This window comes from Novosphingobium fuchskuhlense, assembly GCF_001519075.1.
GTDB classification, from domain to species: Bacteria; Pseudomonadota; Alphaproteobacteria; order Sphingomonadales; family Sphingomonadaceae; genus Novosphingobium; species Novosphingobium fuchskuhlense.
This window is the reverse complement of record NZ_KQ954244.1, coordinates 877,678-898,662: the sequence shown is the minus strand read 5'-3', so window position 1 is coordinate 898,662 and position 20,985 is coordinate 877,678. Positions and strand designations below refer to the sequence as shown.

Genomic DNA, 20,985 nt, shown 5'->3' with positions numbered 1-20,985 from the left:
GGGTCGCACCCCGCCTTCCGGTCCCGCAGGGGTCGGAAGGCGGAACCCTTGGCTTTTCAGGCGCGAAAGCCGCGTCCAGCCTGCGGACACCGGCCATCGCGGCACCCTGCGCGCGCCAATCGATTTGCCTGCCTGTCAACCACCACCTTTGCCGCGTGCTGTCGCGGGACGCCGCGAACAGCGCGGTTGCGGGCTGCTGTGAGCGGCGACATGCCTCTGGCATTGCCAAGAATGAGGATCCCGGCCGTGGCCAGCACTGCTTCCGATCTGTTTGCCGTTGTCGCTGCATTGGCGCTCGGCCTGTCCCTTTCAGCCCCCGCCGCCGCGCAGACGGCGAACTATGTCGATCTGCAGTTCACCGGCAAGGTCGAATATGTGCGCGGGGACAACATCAGCCTGAGCAACCCTGATGGCAGCACGACCACGCTCAGCTCGGCAACGCTGCCCGACTATCTGATCGCACCTGGCACCGAAGTGTCCACGACGTTCCGCTTCGACAGCAATGCCCCCGCATTCACCAACAGCGCTTGCGGCGGGCGGGTCTCGCTCAACCTCGCGGGCCCCGGCCTCGGCAGCTGCTCGGTCGCGGCCACCGTCAGCACTCCCTTCGGCAACGCAGGGCTCGGCGGAACCGGCGGCGATGCCGCAGGCAGCATTATCGGGCTCGATGTGCTGCGCAATCCGGCCACCGGCGCGCTTGCCGTCGATATTCCCAGCGGCACCTACAGCTTCAAGTATGTCGGCGTGAACCCCTACTACTATGACAGCAGCACCGGGACGCTGAGCGGGCCGACCGCCAATCGCTGCGTCAACGCCTTCGACTGCCCCAACGGTAGCGGCAGTGGGAGTGGCGATCGGTTGTCCTTTGCCATTCCCATCGCCGGGGACTTCGGCAAGGTCCGCCCGGGGTTCGATGTCGGCTATGATGCTGGCTCGGCCGGTCTGTTCTCGATCATCGGCGGCTTCTTCTTTGGCGGCGCATCGGGTGGCGGTAGCAGTTCCGGCGGCCCGGTAGCGGTGCCGGAACCCGGCATGGCCCTCCTGTTCGGTGCGGCCAGCCTCAGGCTGGCGCGGGCCCGGCGTCGCCGCCGGGCCGCCTGATCAGGCCGCGTCCAGCCCATAGGCGGTGTGCAGCACACGCACCGCGAGTTCGACCTCGTCCGAATCGATCAGCACCGAAACCTTGATCTCGCTGGTCGAGATCGCCTGGATATTGATGCCCCGGTCCGCCAGCGCCTTGAACATCGTCGCGGCGACGCCCGCGTGGCTACGCATGCCCACGCCCACGACCGAGACCTTGGCGACCTTGCTGTCGGCAATCATGCGGTAGTAGCCGATCGTGTCCTTGCGCTCCTCGAGCAGCGCCTGCGTGCGGGCGAGGTCCGCCTGCGGGCAGGTGAAGGTCACATCGGTCTCGCCCTTGTCCTTGGCGATGTTCTGGATGATCATGTCGACGTTGATGTTGGCTTCGGCCAGCGGGCCGAAGATCGCCGCCACCGCACCGGGCCGGTCCGCCACGCGGGTCAGCGTCACCTTGGCCTCGTTCTTGTCGGCGGCAATGCCGGTGATCAGCTGGCGTTCCATCTCAGTTCCTTCCAGTTCCTCATCGGAAACAATCATCGTGCCGGGGATGCTGTCGGCCGGCGGGGCGCTTTCATCGATGAACGAGGAAAGCACCTGCACGCGCACCCCTTCCTTCATCGCCAGGCTGACCGAGCGGGTCTGCAGCACCTTCGAGCCGACCGAGGCGAGCTCGAGCATTTCCTCGTAGGTCACGTATTTCAGCTTGCGCGCCTTCGCCACGATGCGCGGGTCGGTGGTGTAGACCCCATCGACGTCGGTGTAGATGTCGCAGCGATCCGCCTGCACCGCCGCCGCCACCGCCACCGCAGAGGTGTCCGAACCGCCGCGGCCCAGCGTGGTCACGCGGCCCTCCGGGTCCAGCCCCTGGAAGCCCGGGATCACCGCAATCTCGCCCGCCGCCATCGAAGCCAGCAGCGCGTCCGATGTGATATCCTCGATCCGCGCGGCGGCATGGGCATCGTCGGTATGCACCGGCAGCTGCCAGCCGAGCCACGAACGCGCCTTGCAGCCCAGCGCCTGCAGATGGAGCGCGAGGAGACCGGAGGTCACCTGTTCGCCCGCCGCGACAACCACGTCGTATTCGGCGCGGTCATAGAGGGCATTGGCCTCGCGGCAGAAGTTCACCAGCCGGTCGGTCTCGCCCGCCATGGCGGAAACGACGACGGCGACCTCGTGCCCCGCTTCCTGCTGGCGCTTGACGATGCCGGCCACGCGGCGGATGCGCTCGGTCCCGGCCATCGAAGTGCCGCCGAATTTCATCACGATCCGGGCCACGTCTACTCCCCCGCAGCAACAAAAAAGGTTTCCCCCGCGGCCCCTCGACCGCGTGGACGCGGCGCTTTAGAGTCGCCGCATGAGCATTGCAACCACCGCAGCGACGATCCGTCCCGAAGAAGCCGCCCATTTCGGAAAGCTGGCGGCCGAATGGTGGGATCCCAAGGGCAGCTCGGCGATGCTGCACAAGCTGAACCCGGTCCGCCTCGCGTTCCTGCGCGAAGCCATCGATTCCCACTTTGCCGCCGATCCGAAGGGCCTGCGCCCGCTCGCCGGCCGCCGCGCGCTTGATGTCGGCTGCGGCGCCGGGCTGCTGGCCGAACCGCTGGCGCGCATGGGCGCCGCCGTCACGGCGGTTGATGCGGCGGAGGAAAACATCGCCGCTGCCAAGGCCCATGCCGAAGCAGGCGGCCTCGCCATCGACTACCGCCACGGCGAACTGGCCGCGCTTGGCCTCGGCCGGTTCGATCTCGTCACCTCGATGGAAGTGATCGAGCATGTGGCCGACAAGGCCGCCTTCATCGCGGGTCTCGTGGCAACCGTGGCGGAAGGAGGCCTCCTCGTCCTCTCGACCCCCAATCGCACCACCGCCTCGCGCCTCCTGCTGGTCGGTGCGGCGGAAACGGTCGGCATGGTGCCCAAGGGCACGCACCATTGGGAAGACTTCATCACCCCGCTCGAGCTCAGCGACCTCCTCACCGAGGCCGGGTTCGCCATGGGGAACCCCAAGGGCATTTCGTGGAGCCCGCTCAAGGGCCTCCACCTATCGGACGATCTCTCGCTCAACTACATCGTGACAGCCCGGAAGGCTGACGGGGAGCAAGCCTAATGGCCACCGGCAAGGTTTTCGAACGGCACAAGCAGGCCTGGACCACGGATGAGGTGCAGAAGCTGCACACGCTTGCGAAAAAGGGCATGGCGCTGAAGGGCCTCGCCAAGGCGCTTACCCGGAGCGAGGAATCGATTCGCATCCGCGCCAAGGCCGACGGGCTGGAAATCGCAAAGCTGCGCTGAATTACCCCGCCGCCGTCGGCAGAAACTTCTCGACCAGATCGCGCGCCAGCCGGGCCGGGCGCAAGGTGGCGGCGTCGAGGCAGCACCAGCTCGACTTTACCTCGGCAAGCACTTCTTCGCCGCGCTTGATGATCGTCTCGTAAAACGCCCGCGCGCCCTGCACGCGTTCCAGAATCACATGCGCGATCACCGGATCGTTGAGGAACGTCGGCCGCCGGTAGGTGATGTTGTGATTGGTCGCGACCCAGACATGGTCGGCAATCGCCTGCGCCGGCGCGAAAGTGCGCCAGTGGCCCACAACGGCGTCCTGTACCCAGCGGAGGTAGGACGCGTTGTTGACGTGCCCCATGAAGTCGATGTCGGCAGGATCGACGGTGATCGCGTAGGCGAAAGGTGCGGCGGTATTCACACCCATGTAGATAACACGGGCAAGCCCTGCTGAACAGGGCTGCTCGCCTATCGTTTCCTGTCAATTCAACCCAGAACGGCGCCCCATTCCGCTTCCTTGAACCCCACCAGCAGGCCCCCGGGATGCTCGACGATGGGCCGCTTGATCACCGAGGTGTTGGCCGCAAGCACCCCCGCCGCGCTGTCACCGGCAAGTGCCGCCTGATCCTCCGGCGAGAGCTTGCGGAAGGTCGTTCCCGCCCGGTTGACCACCTTGTCGCGCCCCGCCGCGGCGATCCAGTCCGCGATTCGGGCGGGATCCGCACCGGCCTTCTTGTAGTCGTGGAACGCGTAGGTGATCCCCTTCGCGTCGAGCCACGCGCGCGCCTTCTTCACGGTGTCGCAGTTGGGAATCCCGTAAACCGTGATCGTCATGCCTTGGTCCTCGCAAACTGGTGCACGCGGCTGGGGGTCCCCGCAAACAGCGTGTAGTCCTCGTAGTATTCCTCGCGGCCCTTGGCCTGCATTTCGGCATGGCTGGCGACCCGCCGCCACGCCAGCGCCGCCGCCTCGTCCACCCATTCGCTGATCGCCACGACTTCGCCATCCTCGGCGGTGTAGCTCTTGAACGAAATGTATCCCGGCTGCGCTGCTGCCAGCACCTCCATCGCATTGGCGTCGGCGGAATAGGCCGCCGCATCCAGATCGGCGCGCTTGCGGTTGCGGAAGACGACGAGGAACATGGGCCCCTTTGGCGCAGCAGGCGTGACTTTTGCAACATTTTGCGCAAAGGCCCTGCGCCATGAGCTTCAACACCTTCGGCCACATGTTCCGCTTCACCACCTGGGGGGAAAGCCACGGCCCCGCCCTCGGCGCGGTCGTCGATGGCTGCCCGCCGGGCCTCGCCATCATCGAGAGCGACATCCAGCCCTTCCTCGATGCCCGCCGCCCCGGCCAGTCGCGCTTCACCACGCAGCGGCAGGAGCCGGATCAGGTCCGCATCCTCTCCGGCGTGTTCGAAGGCCGCACCACCGGCACCCCGATCAGCCTGATGATCGAAAACGTCGACCAGCGCTCCAAGGACTACGGCGATGTCGCCAAGGCCTATCGCCCAGGCCACGCCGACTATGCCTATGACGCCAAGTACGGCTTTCGCGACTATCGCGGGGGCGGCCGTTCCTCCGCGCGCGAAACCGCCGCGCGTGTCGCCGCCGGTGCCGTCGCCCGCCTCGTCATCCCCGAAGTCGCCGTGCTCGGCTGGGTCAGCGCCATCGGTGGCGATGCGATCGACCCCGCCAACTTCGATGCCGCCGAAATCACCCGCAACCCCTTCTTCTGCCCCGACGCCAAGGCTGCCGCGCGGTGGGAAGCCTTGGTCGACAATGCACGCAAGGCCGGCTCCTCGCTCGGCGCGGTGGTCGAATGCACCGCCGGCGGCGTGCCCGCAGGCTGGGGCGCGCCGCTCTATGCCAAGCTCGATGCCGAACTGGCCCACGCCATGATGGGCATCAACGCGGTCAAGGGCGTGGAGATCGGCGACGGTTTCGCCGCCGCCGCCAATACCGGCGAGGGCAATGCCGATCCGATGCGGCCCGGCGAGGAGGCTCCGGTGTTCACCGCCAACCACGCCGGCGGCATCGCGGGTGGCATTTCCACCGGCCAGCCGGTCCACGTGCGCGTCGCCTTCAAGCCCACGTCCTCGATCCTCACCCCCGTCCCCACGATCACGCGGGAAGGCGAGGCGACAGAGCTCTTCACCAAGGGCCGCCACGACCCCTGCGTCGGTATCCGCGGCGTGCCGGTGGTGGAAGCGATGATGGCGCTGGTGCTCGCCGATCAGAAGCTGATGCACCGCGCGCAGACGGGCCGCTGAATCAGGTTCAGCGGCCCTGCCAAACTGGCGGACGCTTTTCGGCAAAGGCGGTGGTCCCCTCGCGCAAGTCTGCGCTGGCGGACCATGCGGCGAAGGCCGGATAGCCCGGTTGGGCAGCCATTGCGGCGGCCACGCCAGCCTCATCCAGCCCGCGCATGACCGCCTGCTTCGACGCCCGAATCGAGAGCGGCGCGCCCAGCAGGATGGCCTCCACCCAGCGCTCCACCGCGCTTTCCAGATCGGTATCGGGCACCACTTCGGTCACGAAGCCGAGCCGCTCACCTTCCGCCGCATCGACGGGCCGGGCCGAAAGGATCATCCCCATCGCGCGCTTCAGCCCGATCTGGCGCGCCAGCCGGTGCAGCCCGCCTCCCAGCGCCACCGCGCCGACGCGGGGTTCGGGCAGACCGAAACGGGCGCTCTCGGCCGCGATGATGAGATCGCAGGCCAGCGCCACTTCAAAGCCGCCGCCGAGCGCCAGACCATTGACCGCCGCGATGATCGGCTTGTCGCAATCGAACCGTTCGATCAGCCCTGCGTAGCCGTGCGCCGGGTAACTCCTGAAGCCTTCAGCCGCGACCGCCTTGAGATCCGATCCGGCGCAGAAGCCCCGGCCCTGCCCGGTAACAACCGCCACCCATTGCCCATCGTCCGCGGCAAAGGCATTGAAGGCTTCTTCCAGTTCCTCGTGCATCCGGGCGTTGATCGCGTTGAGCACGGCGGGCCGCGCCAGCGTGATGCGCGTCACCCGGCCCCGTTGTTCCACGGTGATATGCTCCATCGAACTCTCCCGGTTTGCGGCCCCGCCTTCGGGCGGAGGTCCGTTGCCGCCCGGCACCATGCCAGCTAGGCTGGCGGGCGACAACAACACTGGGGTAGCCGGACCGTGGGCACGCGCCTGACACTTTACATCCTGATCGCGCTGTTTGCCGGCATCGGCGTGGGCTATGCGCTCAACGTTTCCTATCCGGCGGGTGACAAGACCCTCGCGGACATCGCCGATCTCCTGAAGCTGCTGCCCGAGGTGTTCCTGCACCTCATCAAGATGATCATCGCGCCGCTCATTCTGGCGACGCTGGTGACGGGCATTGCCAGCATGGGTGACAGCAGCGCGCTTGGCCGGATCGGCGGCCGGGCTCTTGCCTGGTTCATCACCGCCAGCCTGATCTCGATCGGGCTCGGCCTCGTCCTCGTGAACCTGTTCCAGCCCGGTGCCGGGCTCAACATCACGGCCACCACCCCGGTCGGCGAACTGGCAACCGCGGACTTCACCCTTCGCCACTTCGTGCTCGAGGTGTTCCCGACCAGCGCGCTCGATGCGATGGCCAAGAACAACGTGCTGCAGATCCTCGTCTTCTCGATCTTCGCCGGCCTCGGGCTGTCCGCGATGGGCGAGGAAGCCGCACCGCTGGTGCGCGGCTGCGAGGCGCTGGCCACGCTCATGCTCACGATCACCGGCTATGTCATGCGCGCCGCACCGCTGGCGGTGTTCGGTGCGATGGCCTCGGTCATCGCGCTGCGCGGGGTCGGCATCATCGTGACCTACGGCGCCTTCGTCGGCGAGTTCTACTTCGGGCTGCTGATCCTGTGGACCTTGCTGTTCGGCCTCGGCGGAATCTTCCTCGGGCGGCGGGTGCTGCTGCTGGCGCGCTATATCCGCGAACCGATCCTGCTCGCCTTTTCGACCGCCAGTTCGGAAAGCGCGCTGCCCAAGCTGTTCGAACAATTGGACCGCTTCGGCGTGCCCCGCCGCATTTCCGGGTTCATGCTGCCGCTGGGCTACAGCTTCAACCTCGACGGCTCGATGATGTATACCAGCTTCGCGACGCTGTTCATCGCGCAGGCCTACAATATCCCGCTCTCGGCCGGGCAGCAGATCGCCATGCTGCTCACCCTGATGGTCACCTCGAAGGGCATCGCCAGCGTACCGCGCGCGAGCCTCGTGGTCATCGCCGCCACGCTGGCCCAGTTCGGCCTGCCGGTCGAAGGCGTCGCATTGCTCCTCGGCGTCGATACCTTCCTCGACATGGGCCGCACCGCGACCAACGTGGTGGGCAACGCGGTGGCAACCTCGGTCATCACCAAGTGGGAAGGCATGCTGCAGGTGCCGCTGGACCCCGACACGCCGGAGCCCATGCCCCCGCACGACACGCCGGAACACGGGCGCAAGGGTCTGCATCTGGACCCACAGGCGTAACCGCAAGTCCGAACGGATTCGTCATTGCGCGCGTCGCGAAGCAATCCAGAGCGGCTCAGAACAACGCTCCGGATTGCTTCGTCGTCTCGCTCCCCGAAAAAAGCGATTGGGTGGGCGACTACTTCTTCGCTTCCTTCGCCAGCTTCACCGGCTGGAACATCCCGAGGCCGCAGGAGCCCAACGGACCAGTCGGGCCGCCGCCATTGCGAAAGACCGTGATGATATCGACGTTGCAGAGCTGCGAGAGCGAGGTTGAATAGGAAAACGCCCGCTCGAAGCCGAGGCTGCCGCAGCGGTTGGGCAAGCTGTTGCGATACCAGGTATCGCCGCCCGTGCGGAAGTCGATGGTCCAGTCGTCGCGCACCCGGCTTTCGCGGATCTGCGTGATCGGAATGCAGCTCACAGCCTTGCCGGCCGGCGTCGCAGCCGGGATGTCGGCGGCATGGCCATTCTCGGCCCATGCCGACCCACCCTTGGCCGCGCAGGCACCGAGCGAGAGCGCGGCGGCAGTTGTCATGGAAACGAAGGCGGCGATCCTCAAAGCACTCATGGCTTCTTCTCCTTGGCTGCCCGCGCCCCCCCTACCGGAGTCGCGGGTTTCGCCCCCTTCTCGGGAATCTTCCCTTTGTAGCCGCAAAGGTCAACCACATCGCAGCGCCAGCACTCCGGCGTCCGCGCCTTGCACACATAGCGCCCGTGCAGGATCATCCAGTGGTGCGAACCGACGCGGAAGGGCTGCGGCACCTTCTTCTCCAGCCCCTTCTCCACCGCCAGCGGGGTCTTGCCCTTGGCGAGGCCCGTGCGGTTGCTCACGCGGAAGATATGCGTGTCGACCGCGAAGGTCTCCGCCCCGAACGCGCAATTGAGCACCACGTTGGCGGTCTTGCGGCCCACGCCGGGCAGCAGGGTCAGCGCATCGCGGTCGTTCGGCACCTCGCCGCCATGCTCGCGCACGAGGATCTCGGCCATGGCGATCACGTTCTTCGCCTTGCTGTTGAACAGGCCGATGGTCTTGATGTGCGCCTTGAGGCCCTCCTCGCCCAGATCGAGCATGTCCTGCGGGGTCTTCACCTTGGCGAACAGCGCCCGCGTGGCCTTGTTGACGCCGACATCGGTCGCCTGCGCCGAAAGCGTCACCGCCACCAGCAACTGGTAGACGTTGCCATATTCGAGCTCGGTCTCCGGCGAAGGATTGGTCTCCGCGAGGCGCCGGAAGAATTCGAAGATCTGGTCCTTCTTCAAAGGCCGAGCACCTCGGGCATCTGATAGCGCCCGGGCTCCTTGCCGAGCAGCCATGCCGCCGCCCGCACAGCGCCGCGGGCGAAGATCGCGCGGTTCTCGGCAAGGTGCGAGAACGAGAGCCGCTCATTGTCGGCGAGGAAATGGACCGTGTGATCGCCCGCCACGGTGCCGCCGCGCAGCGCCGCGAAGCCGATCGTGCCGGCCTTCCTCGCACCCGTCACTCCGTCGCGCCCGCGCACGGATACCTCGTCCAGCCGCCCCCCCCGGCCCGCCGCCGCCGCCTCGCCCAGCAGCAGCGCCGTGCCCGATGGCGCATCGACCTTCATGCGGTGGTGCGTCTCGACAATCTCGATATCCCAGTCCTCGCCCAGCCGAACGGCCGCCTCGCGCACCAGATGCGCAAGCAGGGTCACACCGAGCGAGGTATTGCCCGTCTGCAGGACCGGCACACTCACCGCCGCCGCATCGACCAGCCAGTGGTGCCGCTCGGCCAGCCCCGTCGTGCCGACCACGATGGGTATCCCTGCATGGATCGCCGCATCGAGATTGAATTCCAGCGCTGCCGGAGCCGAAAAATCCACCAGCACATCGCAGGCCTGCGCGAGCGCCACAGGATCGCCGCCCTGGTCAATCCCCCCGGCGTGCTCATGGCCTGCCGCGATGATTGCGTCGACCAGCGCCTGCCCCATGCGTCCTGCGCTGCCGATAATGCCTATGCGTGCCATTGCTACCCTCACGTGTGCTGTGCTTCATGGCCGCGATGCAGACCATTCGCAACATTGTCATCCTGACAGGGGCCGGGGTTTCCGCCGAAAGCGGGATCGATACCTTCCGTTCGGCGGGCGGACTGTGGGAACAGCACCGCGTCGAGGACGTCGCTACGCCCGAAGGCTTCGCCCGCGATCCTAACCTCGTGCTGCGCTTCTACGACATGCGGCGCGAAGCAATCCAGACCAAGCAGCCCAATCCGGCGCATGAGGCGCTGGGCCGGCTGGAGCGCGAATGGCCGAAGAAAGTGCCCGGCGGCAGCGTCACCCTCGTCACGCAGAACGTCGATGATCTCCATGAACGCGGCGGATCGCTCGGCGTGATCCACATGCACGGTGAGCACCTCACCGTGTGGTGCACCGCCTGCGATACCCGCCATCGCTGGACAGGGGCCCTTATCGACCGCCCGCCCTGCCCCGCCTGCAGCGCGCCCTTCCTGCGTCCCGATGTCGTCTGGTTCGGCGAAGTGCCATACCGCATGGACGAGATCTTCGCCGCCCTGTCCGAAGCCGATTTGTTCGTCTCGATCGGCACCTCGGGCGCGGTCTATCCCGCCGCCGGCTTCGTGCGCACCGCGCGCGAGATCGGCGCGGCAACGCTCGAACTCAATCTCGAACGCTCCCAAGGCTCGCAGTGGTTCGATGAAACCCGCCTCGGCCCGGCCAGCGAGGTTGTGCCCGCGTGGGTCGAGGAATTGCTAGGCCGCTGAGGCGCAGGCCCGGCACTCCGGGTCCCTCGCAATGCGCATCGAGCGCAGCGCCGGCTTCAGCCCGTCGAGCACATGGACCTGCCCCCACTGCGGATCGCCCAGCGTCGATACACCTTCAAGCAGCACGCGCATCGCTGCCATCGCCCCAAAGGCGCCCACCATTCCGACCATCGCGCCCAGCACCCCGGTATCGGCACAGGTGTCGCAATCCTCCGCATCGAACGCATCGCCAACAAAGCAGCGATAGCAGGCGTGCGCCTCACGGTGTCCGGCAAAGCTCGCGACCTGCCCCTGAAACCGCCCGAGCGCGGCGCTGGTCAGCGGGACGCCCGCCGCGACACAGGCATCCGAAACCGCCAGTCGCGTGGCGAAGTTGTCGCTGCCATCGAGAACCACATCGGCGCCCGCGATCAGCGCGGCGGCATTCTCGCGGGTGAGGCGGATGACACGGGCAGTGCCCTGCAGCGCAGGATCGAACGCCCTGAGCCAATCCGCCGCTGCCTCGGCCTTGGGTCTGCCGATGTCCGAGGTTCCGAAAATGGTCTGGCGTTGGAGGTTGGACGCCTCGACCACATCATCGTCGATCAGGGTCAGCCGTCCGATCCCGGCCCCCGCCAGATACTGCAAGGCCGGGCTGCCAATGCCGCCCATGCCGATCAGCACGACATGGCTCTGCACCAGTTTGGCCTGCCCGGCTCCGCCCACTTCGGGAAGGACGATGTGGCGGGCGAAGCGGTCGAGGCGGTCGGGAGTCATGGAAGGGGAGTTAGGGAGAAAGGAAGAGAAATGCGAGGGCCATCGCCCTCGCGCTCCCGATCATTGGTGCAAGACGGAGCCGTCACGCCTCCCGGCGTGGCCGGAGAATTGATACCGCTTCGTTGGAATAGCGCGCGGTGGATAGGCCGAGCGCCAAACTCCCGGGAGCGCGAGGGCGATGGCCCTCGCACTTTCCTTTTTCTTCAGTCTTCCAGCTGCCGCAGCAGGGTCCGCACATCGCCGTCCATATCGGCATCGCGTGTGCGCAGCTCCTCGATCAGGCGGACGGCATGGATCACGGTCGAGTGATCGCGTCCGCCGAACTTGCGGCCGATCTCGGGGTACGAGCGCGGCGTCAGCACCTTGGCGAGGTACATCGCGACCTGCCGGGGCCGCACGACCGCGCGGGCGCGGCGCTTGCTGGCCATTTCGGTGCGGTCGACGCGGTAGAACTGGCAGACCATGCGCTGGATCTCGTCGATGGTGATCCGGCGGCGGTTGGCGGAGAGGATGTCGGTGAGCTGTTCTTCGGCGAGCTGGAGCGACACCGGCTGGCCGGTGAGCTGGGCATAGGCGATCAGCTTGTTGAGCCCGCCGACGAGCTCACGCACATTGCGGTTGATCGTGCGCGCGAGGAATTCGATCACGTCCGCCGGAACCTGCGTGGCGGTGAAGCGCGCGAGGCGGTGTTCGAGGATCTTGCGGCGCAGATCGATATCGGCCGGCTGGATATCCGCGACGAGGCCCATCGAGAGGCGCGAGAGCAGACGCTGCTCGACACCGTCCAAGGCCTGCGGCGCGCGGTCGGCGGCAACGACGAGGCGCTTGCCTGCGCTCATCAGTGCATCGATCGTGTGGAGGAATTCCTCCTGCGTGCTGGCCTTGCCGATGATGAACTGGATGTCGTCGACGAGCAGCAGGTCGAACCCGCGCAGCCGCGCCTTGAACTCCAGCATCTCGTTCGAGCGCATGGCCTGCACGAACTCGATCATGAAGCGCTCGGCCGAGCAGTAGAAGATGCGCGCACCCGGACGGGCAGCCGCATAGGCGTGGCCGATGGCGTGGAGCAGGTGCGTCTTGCCCTGGCCGGTCGCGCCCTTGAGATAGAGCGGCGAGAACTGGGGAGTCTCGAGCGCGGCCATGCGCTGCGCGGCGTTGACCGCGAGCACGTTGGCCGAACCCGAAACGAATTCGGCGAAGGTCAGGGAGGGATCGAGCCCGGTGACGGCGGCATCGGCGCTGAGCGGGACGGTGGACTGGCGCTGGGCGGCAGGCATCGGCCCGGTGTCGTTCGCCGGCAGGCCGCCCATCCGCAACTCGGGCATGGCGCGGCGGCGCGGGTGCACGGTGATCCGCACCTGGCGCACTTCCGAACGGGCGATCTTCCACGCGAGCGACAGTCGGTCGGCAAAGCGGTCGGCCACCCAGTTCGCGGAGAACTCGGTCGGCAGGAACAAGTCGAGCGTGCCGGTTTCCTTGCAGAACGAGCCGACCTGGATCGGCTTGATCCACTGGCTGTGCAGCTGGGGGCCGAGATCCTTCTTCAGGCCCTGGCTGATATCTGCCCAATCCGCGGCAAGATCGAGCGCTTCCTGGTCCTCGATCATTGCGTTGTCCCGTCCTTTTCTGCCCGGTGCGGCGTCCGCCGCCTGGGCTGCGGCGCCCCGACCACCGCCGCCTACAAAGTCATCCATCTTCACGCGTCGCTATCCTCACCCCGAAGGCCTGCTTCAGCACCCCCTGCCGCAGGCACAAATCTACCCCGCGCCGGAAAGCACCCCTGCTTCCGGCCATGAAACTTGCGAATGTCGTGACCCCGAAGTGACGACCGGACCTGCTGAGGCAGACACGGCACCGCATCGGGAAGTCTTGTCTATTGGCCTTCGGGAGGGATTCGCAAGCGCCGAGCCGCAAAAAAACTGAAATAAAGAATCTTGACGAGGCAAACATGGCGGAAATCAATCAATATATTGAAATCGTTGCCTTTTGCTTTGTATCGCTCGCGAATCGGCGGAAATCTGCGACTTGTTGTTGACCAAGCCATCCAACGAGGTTGTGACACACAGAGTCACGGGGATGAAACGAAACGCGGCCGGCGCCAAGGCACCAGCCGCGTTCCGTAATATTACATAGGAACACTGCCCGAGAGCAGCGCCGCCGCGAATCAGAGCGAAGCGACTCGCTTCGACAGACGCGACATCTTGCGCGCAACGGTGTTCTTGTGGAGCACACCGCGCGCCACACCGCGGGCCAGCTCGGGCTGGGCGGCGTGAAGGGCCTCGGCTGCAGCCGCCTTGTCACCACCGGCAATCGCGGCCTCGACCTTCTTCACGAAGGTGCGGATGCGCGAAAGGCGATTGCCGTTGATTTCGGCGCGGTTGGCGTTGCGACGAATGCGCTTACGGGCTTGTGGCGTATTGGCCATGTCTGTCCTGTTTCAAGAGCTCTGGCAGCCCGCTTGGCACGGGCCGCAAACAATCCGATTTGTCCCGGCAAGGCGGCAAGCCTCCCGGGAAAGCGCGGCCCATAGCTGCGGCCTGCCGAATCGTCAACCGGGGAGTCTGGTGCGGCGCGCGCGCACGGACCCGATCGGGTGCGGCATCTTCCACGGTGCCGGCCCGGATCAAAGCCGCACCAGCCTCACCTGCAGCCCGTCGCGCGGCTTGGGGATCGGCCACGCCTGCCACGCCGGTGTATAGCCCGGCTCCGCCTCCACCTGGTAACGGGTGAGGATGTGGTGCACCAGCAGCTTGGTCTGCATCGTCGCGAAGTGCAGCCCCAGGCACATGTGCGCGCCGCCGCCATAGGGGATCCACGCGTACTTGTGCCGTGCCGCCACCGCAGCGGGCGTAAAGCGCAGGGGATCGAAGCGCTCCGGATCGGGCCACAGCGCCGGATCGGCGTGGACCGCCGCCGCGCTGACGCCGACATTGGTGCCGGCGGGAATGCGGTACCCGCCGAACGTGAAGTCGCGCATCGCCCGGCGCGGCGTCGAAGGCACCGGCGGCATGATCCGCAGCGCTTCCTTCATCGCCATCTCGGCGAGTTCCATCTTGCCGAGCGCATCGTAGGCCAGCGGCACCCCGTCACCTCCCGCGGCGGCACGCGCCTCGGCGCGTAGCTTCTCCTGCCACTCGGGATTCTTCGCGAGGTGCCAGATCAGCGTCGTGAACGAACTCGTGATCGTGTCGTGCGCGGCCATCATCAGGAAGATCATGTGATCGACCACGACATCCTCGGGCAGCAGATCGGCCGCCGGATCATCGTCGCGCCGCGCCATCGCGAACTGGCTGAACATGTCCTGCCCGGGCTTCGCCCGCCGCTCGCGCACCAGCCGCGTGAAATAGTCCACCATCAGCTTGCGCCCGGCATAGCCCTTGCCCATCGCCGTGAAGGGCAGCGGGCGGCGCACCGGGGCGACCGAGGCCTGGACCATGTCGACGAAGGCCTTGTTGAGCCGGTCCGCCTCGGGCCCGAGCGGCAGGCCGAGGAAGCTCGTCGCCGCGGTCTCGAGGGTCAGCGCCTTAATCGCGCTGTAGAACTTGCGCTCCCCTGCGCCCCAGGCTTCGACACCGCGCGCGATATCGGCGTTGAGCGCATCGCAATAGTGCCGCATCGGCTCGGGCTTGAACGCGATCGACAGCGCGCGCCGGTCTGCGCGGTGGGCGGCGAAATCCATCAGCATCAGCCCGCGCGGGAACAGCAGGTTGAGCACCGGGCCCCAGCCCTGTTCGGAGGAGAAGATCTTGTCGCGGTCGAACAGCACCAGCTCGTTCGCCTCGGGCCCGATCAGCGTGACCTGCCGCCGCCCGAAGCTGCGCGTGCGATAGACGTCGCCATACGCCGCGCGCATCCGGTTGCCATAGCCGATCGGATCGGCGAGCAGCTGGAAGGTCGTGCCGACAATCGGCCAGCCGTCGCTGCCGGGGATATGATCGAGCTCGCGCTCGTCCTTCAGGCGGGTCCAGTGCGGATTACCGCGTTCGGACTGCGCATCGTGCGGACGAACGGCCCGCGTTGGGGGTGCTGCCAGACTGGCCAAAGCCATGCTCCTTCCTGCGCATTTAACCGGGCGGTTAATGACACAGGTGTCAGCAAAGTCAAAGCCGGTAAAATCAGATCCAGCCGGCCAGCTCGCGCCGTACCAGCGCCTCGATCAGATCCATGCCGCTCTCGGTCGCATTGAGGCAGGTGAGCGCGGCGAAATGCGTGCCCCCGGCCGCTTCGAAATCCTCACGCCCACGGATGCCGAGTTCCTCGATCGTCTCGAGGCAATCGGAAGAGAAACCGGGCGCGGCGACGACCATGCGGCGAATGCCGTTGCCGGCCTGCACCTTGATCACGTCGTCGGTCGCGGGCTCCAGCCACTTGGCGCGTCCGAAGCGCGACTGGAAGCTGGTGGCGACCTTGAGCTGCGGATGCGTGCGGGCAAAGGCCTCGCCCAGCAGGCGCGCGGTCTTCTGGCAATGGCAGTGATAGGGATCGCCGAGCCGCAGGGTGCGCTCGGGCATGCCGTGGAAGCTCAGCACCAGCAGTTCGGGCGCGAAATCAAGCGCGCCGATCTGCGCGGCAAGATCCTTGTGCAGCGCCGTAATCATCAGCGGATCATCGAAATAGGGCGGCAGCGTGCGCAGCGCAGGCAGGCGCCGGCGGTCCTTGATCCAGTTCGCCACGGCATCGAGCGCGCTCGCCGTTGTCGCGCCCGAATACTGCGGATAGAGCGGCGCGACGAGGATGCGTTCGCAGCCATCGGCCAGCAACCTGTCGAGCTCGGCCGCCATGGCCGGCTTCTGATAGCGCATGGCGTGGCGCACGATCGCGGTATCGCCCAGCCGGGCCTGCAATGCGCGGGCCTGCGCCGCCGTGTGGAACGCCAGCGGCGAGCCTTCCTCGGTCCATACCTGGCTGTAGGCATGCGCGGATACTCTTGGCCGCGTACGCAGGACGAGCCCGCGCAGGATCGGCTGCCAGACGATCTGCGGAATCTCGACCACGCGGCGGTCGGACAGGAATTCGGCGAGATAGCGGCGCACCGCGCCTTCATCGGGTGCATCCGGTGTGCCGAGGTTGACCAGAAGCACCCCGATCTTGCCGGTCAGAATCCGCGGGTGGTCGGCAGGTTGGTCCATGCGCTGATCAAAGGCCTTCAGAAAGCAGGGGTAGGCGACGAAAGCGCAGTCCTGTGGCAGAAAACAGCGCATTGGCAATGGCCGGCGCGACTGCGGTCGTCGCAAGCTCGCCCGGATCGAACGGTTGCTCGTCCGACTCGGCAAACGCAATATCAACCTTCGGGCAATCGGCAAGCAGCGGCAGACCCAATTGCGCCAGCCGTCCCGCCGTCGGCAGACCCGCCGCATAGGCTGTGCTGCCGCCGATGGCCTGCGACAGCGCGAAAAGCAGACCGCCCTCGACTTGCTGGCGCGCGATATCCACGTTCACGATGCGTCCGATATCGAGCCACGCCGTCAACTGGTCCACGCGAATCGCGCCTTCCTCCTGCCGCGCGGTGGCGACCACGGCGATAAAGCCGCTGCGCAGGCCCTCGCCTGCGGCAAGGTCCATGCGGTGGCAGGCAATGCCCTGGCCCGAGGCATCGGCCCCGCCGCCCCACATCGCCAGCCGCGCCGCGCCGACGAGGCAGGCGGCGAGGCGCGGCTGCCCGGTGAGCATGCCGATGCGGTACGACAGCGGCTCCGCACCCCCATGATGCGCGCACTCGTCGATGAAACTTTCCGTGAAGAACGCGCTATAGCCATGGGCATTGCCGCGATAGCGCGCTGTCGGCAGCGGCAGCGCGGTGGGCACGTGATCAACCGCACGCTCGGGGATCGCATAGAGCGGCATCGCGCCTTCGCAGGCGAGCGGATCGGCGCGGCCCTTCGCCGCGGCCTGTGCCCCCAGAGCATCCATCCCGTCCAGCAGCCGCGCGCCCGCCTCGATTGCGGTGGCCGGCAGCGCCATGCGGGTGCGCCAACCGAGCAACTGGCGCTTGTCCGGTCCCAATGCAGCGGAGAGCTGCGCGGAAACCGGCGTGCGCGGGTATCCGGCCAGCGCTTCCTCCCAACGCGACCAGGTGAGTTGCACCGGCCGCCCAAGCGTCTTCGCGATGGTCACCGCCTCGACAGCGATGCGGGCGTCGAGCCGGGCATCGAAGCTGCCCCCGGCATGCATCGGATAGAGCACGACCTTGCGCGCAGAGACGCCTGCCGCCCGCGCCGCCTGCCGCCGCACCAGCTCTGGCGCCTGTGTCGCCAGCCAGATTTCCAGCTTGTCGCCGGTAAGGCGCGCGGTGGCCGTCGCGGTTTCGAGCGGGGCATGAAGCGCCGGCTCCACGTCGTAGCGCGCGGTGAGCGTGGGCTTGGCGAGCAGGGCATCGGGATCGCCCTCCGCCATCAGCCTCGTCGCCCGCCCCTTGCGCAACGCAGTGTCGATACGGTTTTCAAGCGCGGAGGAATCGGCGATCCGACCCGCCGCATGGAACCGCGGTTCCGTGGCCAGGACCGCCTTGTGCGCCGCATGCCAGGTCTTGGCGGCCACGGCGACCCAGCGCTTGTCCGTCACCAGACCAACCACCCCCGGCACTGTTTCGGCCGCCTTGCGATCGAAAGTCGAGAGCACGGTATCGCCCTGCGGCCCATGCACAATGGCGGCGTGGACCATACCGGGCACCCGCACGTCGCCCGCGAAGACGAAGCTGCCATCGACTTTTGCCGGCAGATCCAGCCGGGGATAGCGCGGCCGGGCACCGTCGGGGAACTGCCCCGGCCGCTCGCGCGGCGGTTCGGCACGCAAAGCCGGAGGATCGGGCGGATCGTATCCGACCGCTTCCGGGATCAGCGCGGCAAAGGCGATCCGCTGCTTGCCGTTCACCACGAAATGGCCCGCCGTATCGAGCGTTTCCCAGCCGACATTCCACTTTGCAGCGGCCGCCTGCAGCAGCATCGCGCGCAGGCCCGCTGCCGCCGCGCGCAGGGGCGCCTCGAACGCCGCCAGCGCGGTGCCCTCCGCGGTGATCATCATCGGTTCGCGCTCGGCGTGCATCCGCGCCAGCCAATCGTCCGGCGTATCGGCGAGCGCGGGCAGATAGCCGGGTTGCCAAAGCGGTGCCCAGCGCGCGGCCAGCACCGGATCGCCGTAGGCCGGGCTCGGCGGTGCGGGCTCCACGCCGACGCGCTTCCAGTCCGCGCCAAGCTCCACCGCGACGATCTGCGCCATCAGCGTGCTGATGCCCTGCCCCATCTCGCAGACCGGCACCGCAACACTCACCGCCCCATCGGCGGCAAGGCGGATGAAGCTGTCGAACACGTGTTCGCCCGGAGCAGCAACCAGCGCGCTGGTGTAGCGGCGCGGCGAGAGCGCGAAAGCCACGAGCAGCGCACCTGCGCCGCCCGCGCCGATCAGCAGCCCGCGCCGGGTAAGCCGCATCAGTCCTGAGCGTCCAGCCAGGCCAGCACCTGGCTGGCAAGCGTGGCGAAGATTTCGGCTTGCGGTCCATCACCGGCAGCCGGCGGGCTGCCCGCATCGCTGTCCTGCCGGATCTTGAGATCGAGCGGCACGCGCCCAAGGAACGGCAGACCCATCGTCATCGCGGCCGCTTCCGCGCCGCCCGCCCCGAACGGATCGCTGCTCTCGCCGCAATGCGGACAGATATAGCCTGCCATGTTCTCGACCATGCCGATCAGCGGCACGTCGCCCTGCTCGAACAGGCGGATCGCCCGCGCCGCGTCCATCAATGCAAGGTCCTGCGGGGTGGAGACGATCACCGCGCCCGCCGGCTTGTGCTTCTGCAGCATGGTCAGTTGCACGTCGCCCGTGCCCGGCGGCAGGTCGACGACGAGGATCTCGGCATCACCCCAGTGCGCATCGATGAGCTGGCCCAGCGCGTTGCCCGCCATCGGCCCGCGCCACGCGATCGCCTGCCCCGGCTGGACGAGATGCCCCATCGAAAGCATCGGCACGCCCCACGGGCTCGGCACCGGATGGATCTTCTGGTTCTCAGCTTCGGGCTTGCGGCCTTCCGTCGCGAGGAGGCGCGGCTGCGAAGGTCCGTAGATGTCGGCATCGACAAGGCCCACCTTGCGCCCAAGCCGCGCCATGGCGACGGCAAGGTTGGCCGAGAGCGTCGATTTGCCGACGCCGCCCTTGCCCGAGCCCACCGCGATGATCCGGCGCGTCACACGGTCCGCCGTCATTCCCACGCGCACTTCGGCCGCGCCTGCTGCGCGCGCGGCGTCCTTCACTTTCGCTTCCAGCGCATCGCGCGCGGCGCGGTCGAGTCCGCTCACCTCGAGGATGACCGAAGCCGTCTCGCCATCCACCCGCGCCGTTTGCAACCGTGCACCCGCGGCCATGCGCACCGCCTGTTCGAGTGCCGTCTTGTCGAGGCTCAATGCCGTAATCCCATTCTTGCGGGGGTTATGCCCTAACGGACGCCCCCTAGCAGATGAATTTTGGCAGGGAGACACTGTTTTTAACTGCCGAGCGTACCTATAGATGAACGCATGATTTTTGATCGTGGACGCATGTCGCGGATCGGCCTTGCCATGGCCGGCAAGAAGAGCCCCTGGGGCGCAGGCGAAACGGGGAGCGGGGAACCGCCGGTTGATCCGGCGGGCGACGGCGATCCTGGCGGTTCGGGCCCCGCAGCCGGTCCTGCTTCAGGCAATGGGGCCTCGGGCGATGGGCCGCCGCCGCGTGGCGGCAATGGCCCGCGCAACCCATGGCTGCCGCCTGCCTCGGGCGACGGACGCCGCAGTCCCGGCCTCGAAGACCTTTTCAAGCGCCGCTCCGGTGGCGGGGGTGGCAATGGCGGCCCCGGTTTCAGGCTGCCCGAGCGGCCAGGTGGCGGCTCATGGGTGCCGGTGGTGATCGGCATCGTTGTTCTGCTCTGGCTTGGCACCTCGATGGTGCATCGCATCGCGCCGCAGGAAAAGGGCGTGGTCACCACGTTCGGCGCCTATAGCCACACCATCGATTCGGGCGTTTCACTCACTCTGCCCTGGCCGATCCAGGAAGTCTCGGTGGAGGATGTCACGTCGATCCGCCGCGATTCCATTCCGGAAGGCGATGGCGAGCGGCTGATGCTGACCGGCGACCAGAACCTCGTCGACCTGACCTACCTCGTCCGCTGGAACATCAAGGACCTCAAGCTCTTCACCTTCCAGTTGGCAAAGCCTGCAGACACGGTGAAGGAGGTGGCCGAAGCGGCCATGCGCCAGTCGATCGCCGAAGTCTCGCTCAACGATGCCATGGGCTCGGGCCGCGCCGCGATCGAGGCGAACGTGCGCGAGCGCATGCAGCGCGTTCTCGACGCTTATCGTTCGGGCGTGAAGATCCAGGGCGTGGAAATCAAGAAGACCGATCCGCCGGCCAAGGTCGTCGACGCCTTCAAGGACGTGGCCGCCGCACAGCAGGACGCGCGCAGCGAGGTCAACCGTGCCGAGGCGCGGGCCCAGCAGATCATCCAGGGCGCGCAGGGCGAGGCGACCGCTTTCGACAAGGTCTACGCCCAATACAAGCTCGCGCCCGAAGTGACGCGGCGGCGCATGTATTACGAGACGATGGAACGCGTGCTCAGCCAGACCGACAAGGTCATTCTCGAATCGCCGGGCGTGATGCCCTACCTCCCGCTGCCCGGGATCAAGCAGACCCCGCCCGCCGACAGCACGGAGCGCCGCTGAC

22 protein-coding genes are annotated in these 20,985 nt (G+C 67.1%); 7 read left to right on the top strand and 15 right to left on the bottom strand.

The genetic code is table 11. From position 1 onward, the window contains the following. Positions 1 to 246 precede the first annotated feature (246 nt). Positions 247 to 1,101, top strand: a complete 855-nt coding sequence (locus tag AQZ52_RS04070; protein WP_156424773.1) for a hypothetical protein — start codon at positions 247 to 249, stop codon at positions 1,099 to 1,101. Here AQZ52_RS04070 and AQZ52_RS04065 read toward each other — a convergent pair whose 3' ends face one another. Next, entirely contained in the window at positions 1,102 to 2,358 is a 1,257-nt protein-coding gene (locus AQZ52_RS04065; protein ID WP_067906616.1) for an aspartate kinase, read from the bottom strand. A 79-nt stretch (positions 2,359 to 2,437) separates the two neighbouring features. Between AQZ52_RS04065 and ubiG the strand changes: the two genes are divergently transcribed. Continuing rightward, positions 2,438 to 3,187, top strand: a complete 750-nt coding sequence (gene ubiG, locus AQZ52_RS04060; protein WP_067906614.1) for a bifunctional 2-polyprenyl-6-hydroxyphenol methylase/3-demethylubiquinol 3-O-methyltransferase UbiG — start codon at positions 2,438 to 2,440, stop codon at positions 3,185 to 3,187. Beyond that, positions 3,187 to 3,372: a hypothetical protein gene (locus AQZ52_RS04055; protein WP_067906612.1), complete on the top strand. Its 186-nt coding sequence runs from the start codon at positions 3,187 to 3,189 to the stop codon at positions 3,370 to 3,372. Before ubiG ends, AQZ52_RS04055 begins: the two co-directional genes overlap by 1 nt. 1 nt (position 3,373) lies before the next feature. On the opposite strand, the gene AQZ52_RS04050 is transcribed toward AQZ52_RS04055, so the two are convergent. From AQZ52_RS04050 to AQZ52_RS04040, 3 genes are read right to left on the bottom strand one after another with little or no spacing between them, the layout of a single operon-like run. Further along, positions 3,374 to 3,787 (bottom strand): acyl-CoA thioesterase, encoded by a 414-nt coding sequence (locus tag AQZ52_RS04050; protein ID WP_067906610.1) that lies wholly within the window; start codon positions 3,785 to 3,787, stop codon positions 3,374 to 3,376. 59 nt (positions 3,788 to 3,846) lie between these two features. After that, on the bottom strand, positions 3,847 to 4,194 hold the full coding sequence (locus tag AQZ52_RS04045) for an arsenate reductase (protein ID WP_067906609.1): 348 nt from the start codon (positions 4,192 to 4,194) through the stop codon (positions 3,847 to 3,849). After that, entirely contained in the window at positions 4,191 to 4,502 is a 312-nt protein-coding gene (locus AQZ52_RS04040) for an antibiotic biosynthesis monooxygenase family protein (RefSeq protein ID WP_067906607.1), read from the bottom strand. Before AQZ52_RS04040 ends, AQZ52_RS04045 begins: the two co-directional genes overlap by 4 nt. A 59-nt stretch (positions 4,503 to 4,561) precedes the next feature. Between AQZ52_RS04040 and aroC the strand changes: the two genes are divergently transcribed. Then, positions 4,562 to 5,632 (top strand): chorismate synthase, encoded by a 1,071-nt coding sequence (aroC, locus tag AQZ52_RS04035; RefSeq protein WP_067906605.1) that lies wholly within the window; start codon positions 4,562 to 4,564, stop codon positions 5,630 to 5,632. Between the two features lie 7 nt (positions 5,633 to 5,639). Here aroC and AQZ52_RS04030 read toward each other — a convergent pair whose 3' ends face one another. Further along, positions 5,640 to 6,413, bottom strand: coding sequence for an enoyl-CoA hydratase-related protein (locus AQZ52_RS04030; protein ID WP_067906603.1), 774 nt, complete (start codon positions 6,411 to 6,413; stop codon positions 5,640 to 5,642). Positions 6,414 to 6,518: 105 nt separating this feature from the next. On the opposite strand from AQZ52_RS04030, the gene AQZ52_RS04025 reads away from it, so the two are divergent. Next, positions 6,519 to 7,829 carry a dicarboxylate/amino acid:cation symporter gene (locus AQZ52_RS04025; RefSeq protein ID WP_067906602.1) on the top strand — a complete coding sequence of 437 codons (1,311 nt, stop codon included), beginning with the start codon at positions 6,519 to 6,521 and terminating at the stop codon, positions 7,827 to 7,829. Positions 7,830 to 7,947: 118 nt separating this feature from the next. Here the strand turns inward: AQZ52_RS04025 and AQZ52_RS04020 are convergent, their stop codons facing one another. Genes AQZ52_RS04020 through dapB form a run of 3 tightly spaced genes read right to left on the bottom strand, consistent with a single transcriptional unit; the run spans position 7,948 to position 9,796 of the window. After that, a complete protein-coding gene (locus tag AQZ52_RS04020; protein ID WP_240481443.1) occupies positions 7,948 to 8,379 on the bottom strand; it encodes a hypothetical protein in 432 nt (143 codons plus the stop codon). Then, complete coding sequence (gene nth, locus AQZ52_RS04015; RefSeq protein WP_067906601.1) at positions 8,376 to 9,071, bottom strand: endonuclease III; 696 nt, start codon at positions 9,069 to 9,071, stop codon at positions 8,376 to 8,378. The genes AQZ52_RS04020 and nth overlap by 4 nt, the downstream gene beginning before the upstream one ends. Next, positions 9,068 to 9,796, bottom strand: a complete 729-nt coding sequence (dapB, locus tag AQZ52_RS04010; RefSeq protein WP_067906600.1) for a 4-hydroxy-tetrahydrodipicolinate reductase — start codon at positions 9,794 to 9,796, stop codon at positions 9,068 to 9,070. The genes nth and dapB overlap by 4 nt, the downstream gene beginning before the upstream one ends. A gap of 35 nt (positions 9,797 to 9,831) precedes the next feature. Here dapB and AQZ52_RS04005 point away from each other — a divergent pair, with 35 nt between their 5' ends. Continuing rightward, positions 9,832 to 10,548 (top strand): NAD-dependent deacylase, encoded by a 717-nt coding sequence (locus AQZ52_RS04005; RefSeq protein ID WP_067909404.1) that lies wholly within the window; start codon positions 9,832 to 9,834, stop codon positions 10,546 to 10,548. Here the strand turns inward: AQZ52_RS04005 and AQZ52_RS04000 are convergent. From AQZ52_RS04000 to AQZ52_RS03970, 7 genes are all read right to left on the bottom strand, one after another. Continuing rightward, positions 10,537 to 11,304: a HesA/MoeB/ThiF family protein gene (locus tag AQZ52_RS04000; RefSeq protein ID WP_067906599.1), complete on the bottom strand. Its 768-nt coding sequence runs from the start codon at positions 11,302 to 11,304 to the stop codon at positions 10,537 to 10,539. The genes AQZ52_RS04005 and AQZ52_RS04000 overlap by 12 nt on opposite strands. 203 nt (positions 11,305 to 11,507) lie before the next feature. Further along, positions 11,508 to 12,911 carry a chromosomal replication initiator protein DnaA gene (dnaA, locus tag AQZ52_RS03995; protein WP_240481442.1) on the bottom strand — a complete coding sequence of 468 codons (1,404 nt, stop codon included), beginning with the start codon at positions 12,909 to 12,911 and terminating at the stop codon, positions 11,508 to 11,510. 557 nt (positions 12,912 to 13,468) lie between these two features. Next, positions 13,469 to 13,729, bottom strand: a complete 261-nt coding sequence (gene rpsT / locus AQZ52_RS03990) for a 30S ribosomal protein S20 (protein WP_054123826.1) — start codon at positions 13,727 to 13,729, stop codon at positions 13,469 to 13,471. Positions 13,730 to 13,927: 198 nt separating this feature from the next. Next, positions 13,928 to 15,346: a cytochrome P450 gene (locus AQZ52_RS03985; protein WP_240481525.1), complete on the bottom strand. Its 1,419-nt coding sequence runs from the start codon at positions 15,344 to 15,346 to the stop codon at positions 13,928 to 13,930. 73 nt (positions 15,347 to 15,419) lie between these two features. Further along, entirely contained in the window at positions 15,420 to 16,433 is a 1,014-nt protein-coding gene (hemH, locus tag AQZ52_RS03980; RefSeq protein WP_067906596.1) for a ferrochelatase, read from the bottom strand. 7 nt (positions 16,434 to 16,440) lie between these two features. Then, the gene (locus AQZ52_RS03975; protein WP_067906595.1) at positions 16,441 to 18,729 is read right to left on the bottom strand and encodes a xanthine dehydrogenase family protein molybdopterin-binding subunit; all 2,289 of its coding nucleotides are present in this window, start codon (positions 18,727 to 18,729) and stop codon (positions 16,441 to 16,443) included. Further along, entirely contained in the window at positions 18,729 to 19,655 is a 927-nt protein-coding gene (locus AQZ52_RS03970; protein ID WP_082697686.1) for an Mrp/NBP35 family ATP-binding protein, read from the bottom strand. Before AQZ52_RS03970 ends, AQZ52_RS03975 begins: the two co-directional genes overlap by 1 nt. 150 nt (positions 19,656 to 19,805) lie before the next feature. Here AQZ52_RS03970 and hflK point away from each other — a divergent pair, with 150 nt between their 5' ends. Then, positions 19,806 to 20,984, top strand: coding sequence for a protease modulator HflK (hflK, locus tag AQZ52_RS03965; protein WP_338045476.1), 1,179 nt, complete (start codon positions 19,806 to 19,808; stop codon positions 20,982 to 20,984). The last annotated feature ends 1 nt before the right edge of the window (position 20,985 follow it).

Coding starts and splice junctions, on each gene's coding strand:
- ubiG (WP_067906614.1), top strand. CDS start 2,438: ATGAGCATTGCAACCACCGCAGCGACGATCCGTCCCGAAGAAGCCGCC.
- AQZ52_RS04055 (WP_067906612.1), top strand. CDS start 3,187: ATGGCCACCGGCAAGGTTTTCGAACGGCACAAGCAGGCCTGGACCACG.
- AQZ52_RS04050 (WP_067906610.1), bottom strand. CDS start 3,787: ATGGGTGTGAATACCGCCGCACCTTTCGCCTACGCGATCACCGTCGAT.
- AQZ52_RS04045 (WP_067906609.1), bottom strand. CDS start 4,194: ATGACGATCACGGTTTACGGGATTCCCAACTGCGACACCGTGAAGAAG.
- AQZ52_RS04040 (WP_067906607.1), bottom strand. CDS start 4,502: ATGTTCCTCGTCGTCTTCCGCAACCGCAAGCGCGCCGATCTGGATGCG.
- aroC (WP_067906605.1), top strand. CDS start 4,562: ATGAGCTTCAACACCTTCGGCCACATGTTCCGCTTCACCACCTGGGGG.
- AQZ52_RS04030 (WP_067906603.1), bottom strand. CDS start 6,413: ATGGAGCATATCACCGTGGAACAACGGGGCCGGGTGACGCGCATCACG.
- AQZ52_RS04020 (WP_240481443.1), bottom strand. CDS start 8,379: ATGAGTGCTTTGAGGATCGCCGCCTTCGTTTCCATGACAACTGCCGCC.
- dapB (WP_067906600.1), bottom strand. CDS start 9,796: ATGGCACGCATAGGCATTATCGGCAGCGCAGGACGCATGGGGCAGGCG.
- AQZ52_RS04005 (WP_067909404.1), top strand. CDS start 9,832: ATGCAGACCATTCGCAACATTGTCATCCTGACAGGGGCCGGGGTTTCC.
- AQZ52_RS04000 (WP_067906599.1), bottom strand. CDS start 11,304: ATGACTCCCGACCGCCTCGACCGCTTCGCCCGCCACATCGTCCTTCCC.
- dnaA (WP_240481442.1), bottom strand. CDS start 12,911: ATGATCGAGGACCAGGAAGCGCTCGATCTTGCCGCGGATTGGGCAGAT.
- rpsT (WP_054123826.1), bottom strand. CDS start 13,729: ATGGCCAATACGCCACAAGCCCGTAAGCGCATTCGTCGCAACGCCAAC.
- hemH (WP_067906596.1), bottom strand. CDS start 16,433: ATGGACCAACCTGCCGACCACCCGCGGATTCTGACCGGCAAGATCGGG.
- AQZ52_RS03975 (WP_067906595.1), bottom strand. CDS start 18,729: ATGCGGCTTACCCGGCGCGGGCTGCTGATCGGCGCGGGCGGCGCAGGT.
- AQZ52_RS03970 (WP_082697686.1), bottom strand. CDS start 19,655: ATGGCCGCGGGTGCACGGTTGCAAACGGCGCGGGTGGATGGCGAGACG.
- hflK (WP_338045476.1), top strand. CDS start 19,806: ATGATTTTTGATCGTGGACGCATGTCGCGGATCGGCCTTGCCATGGCC.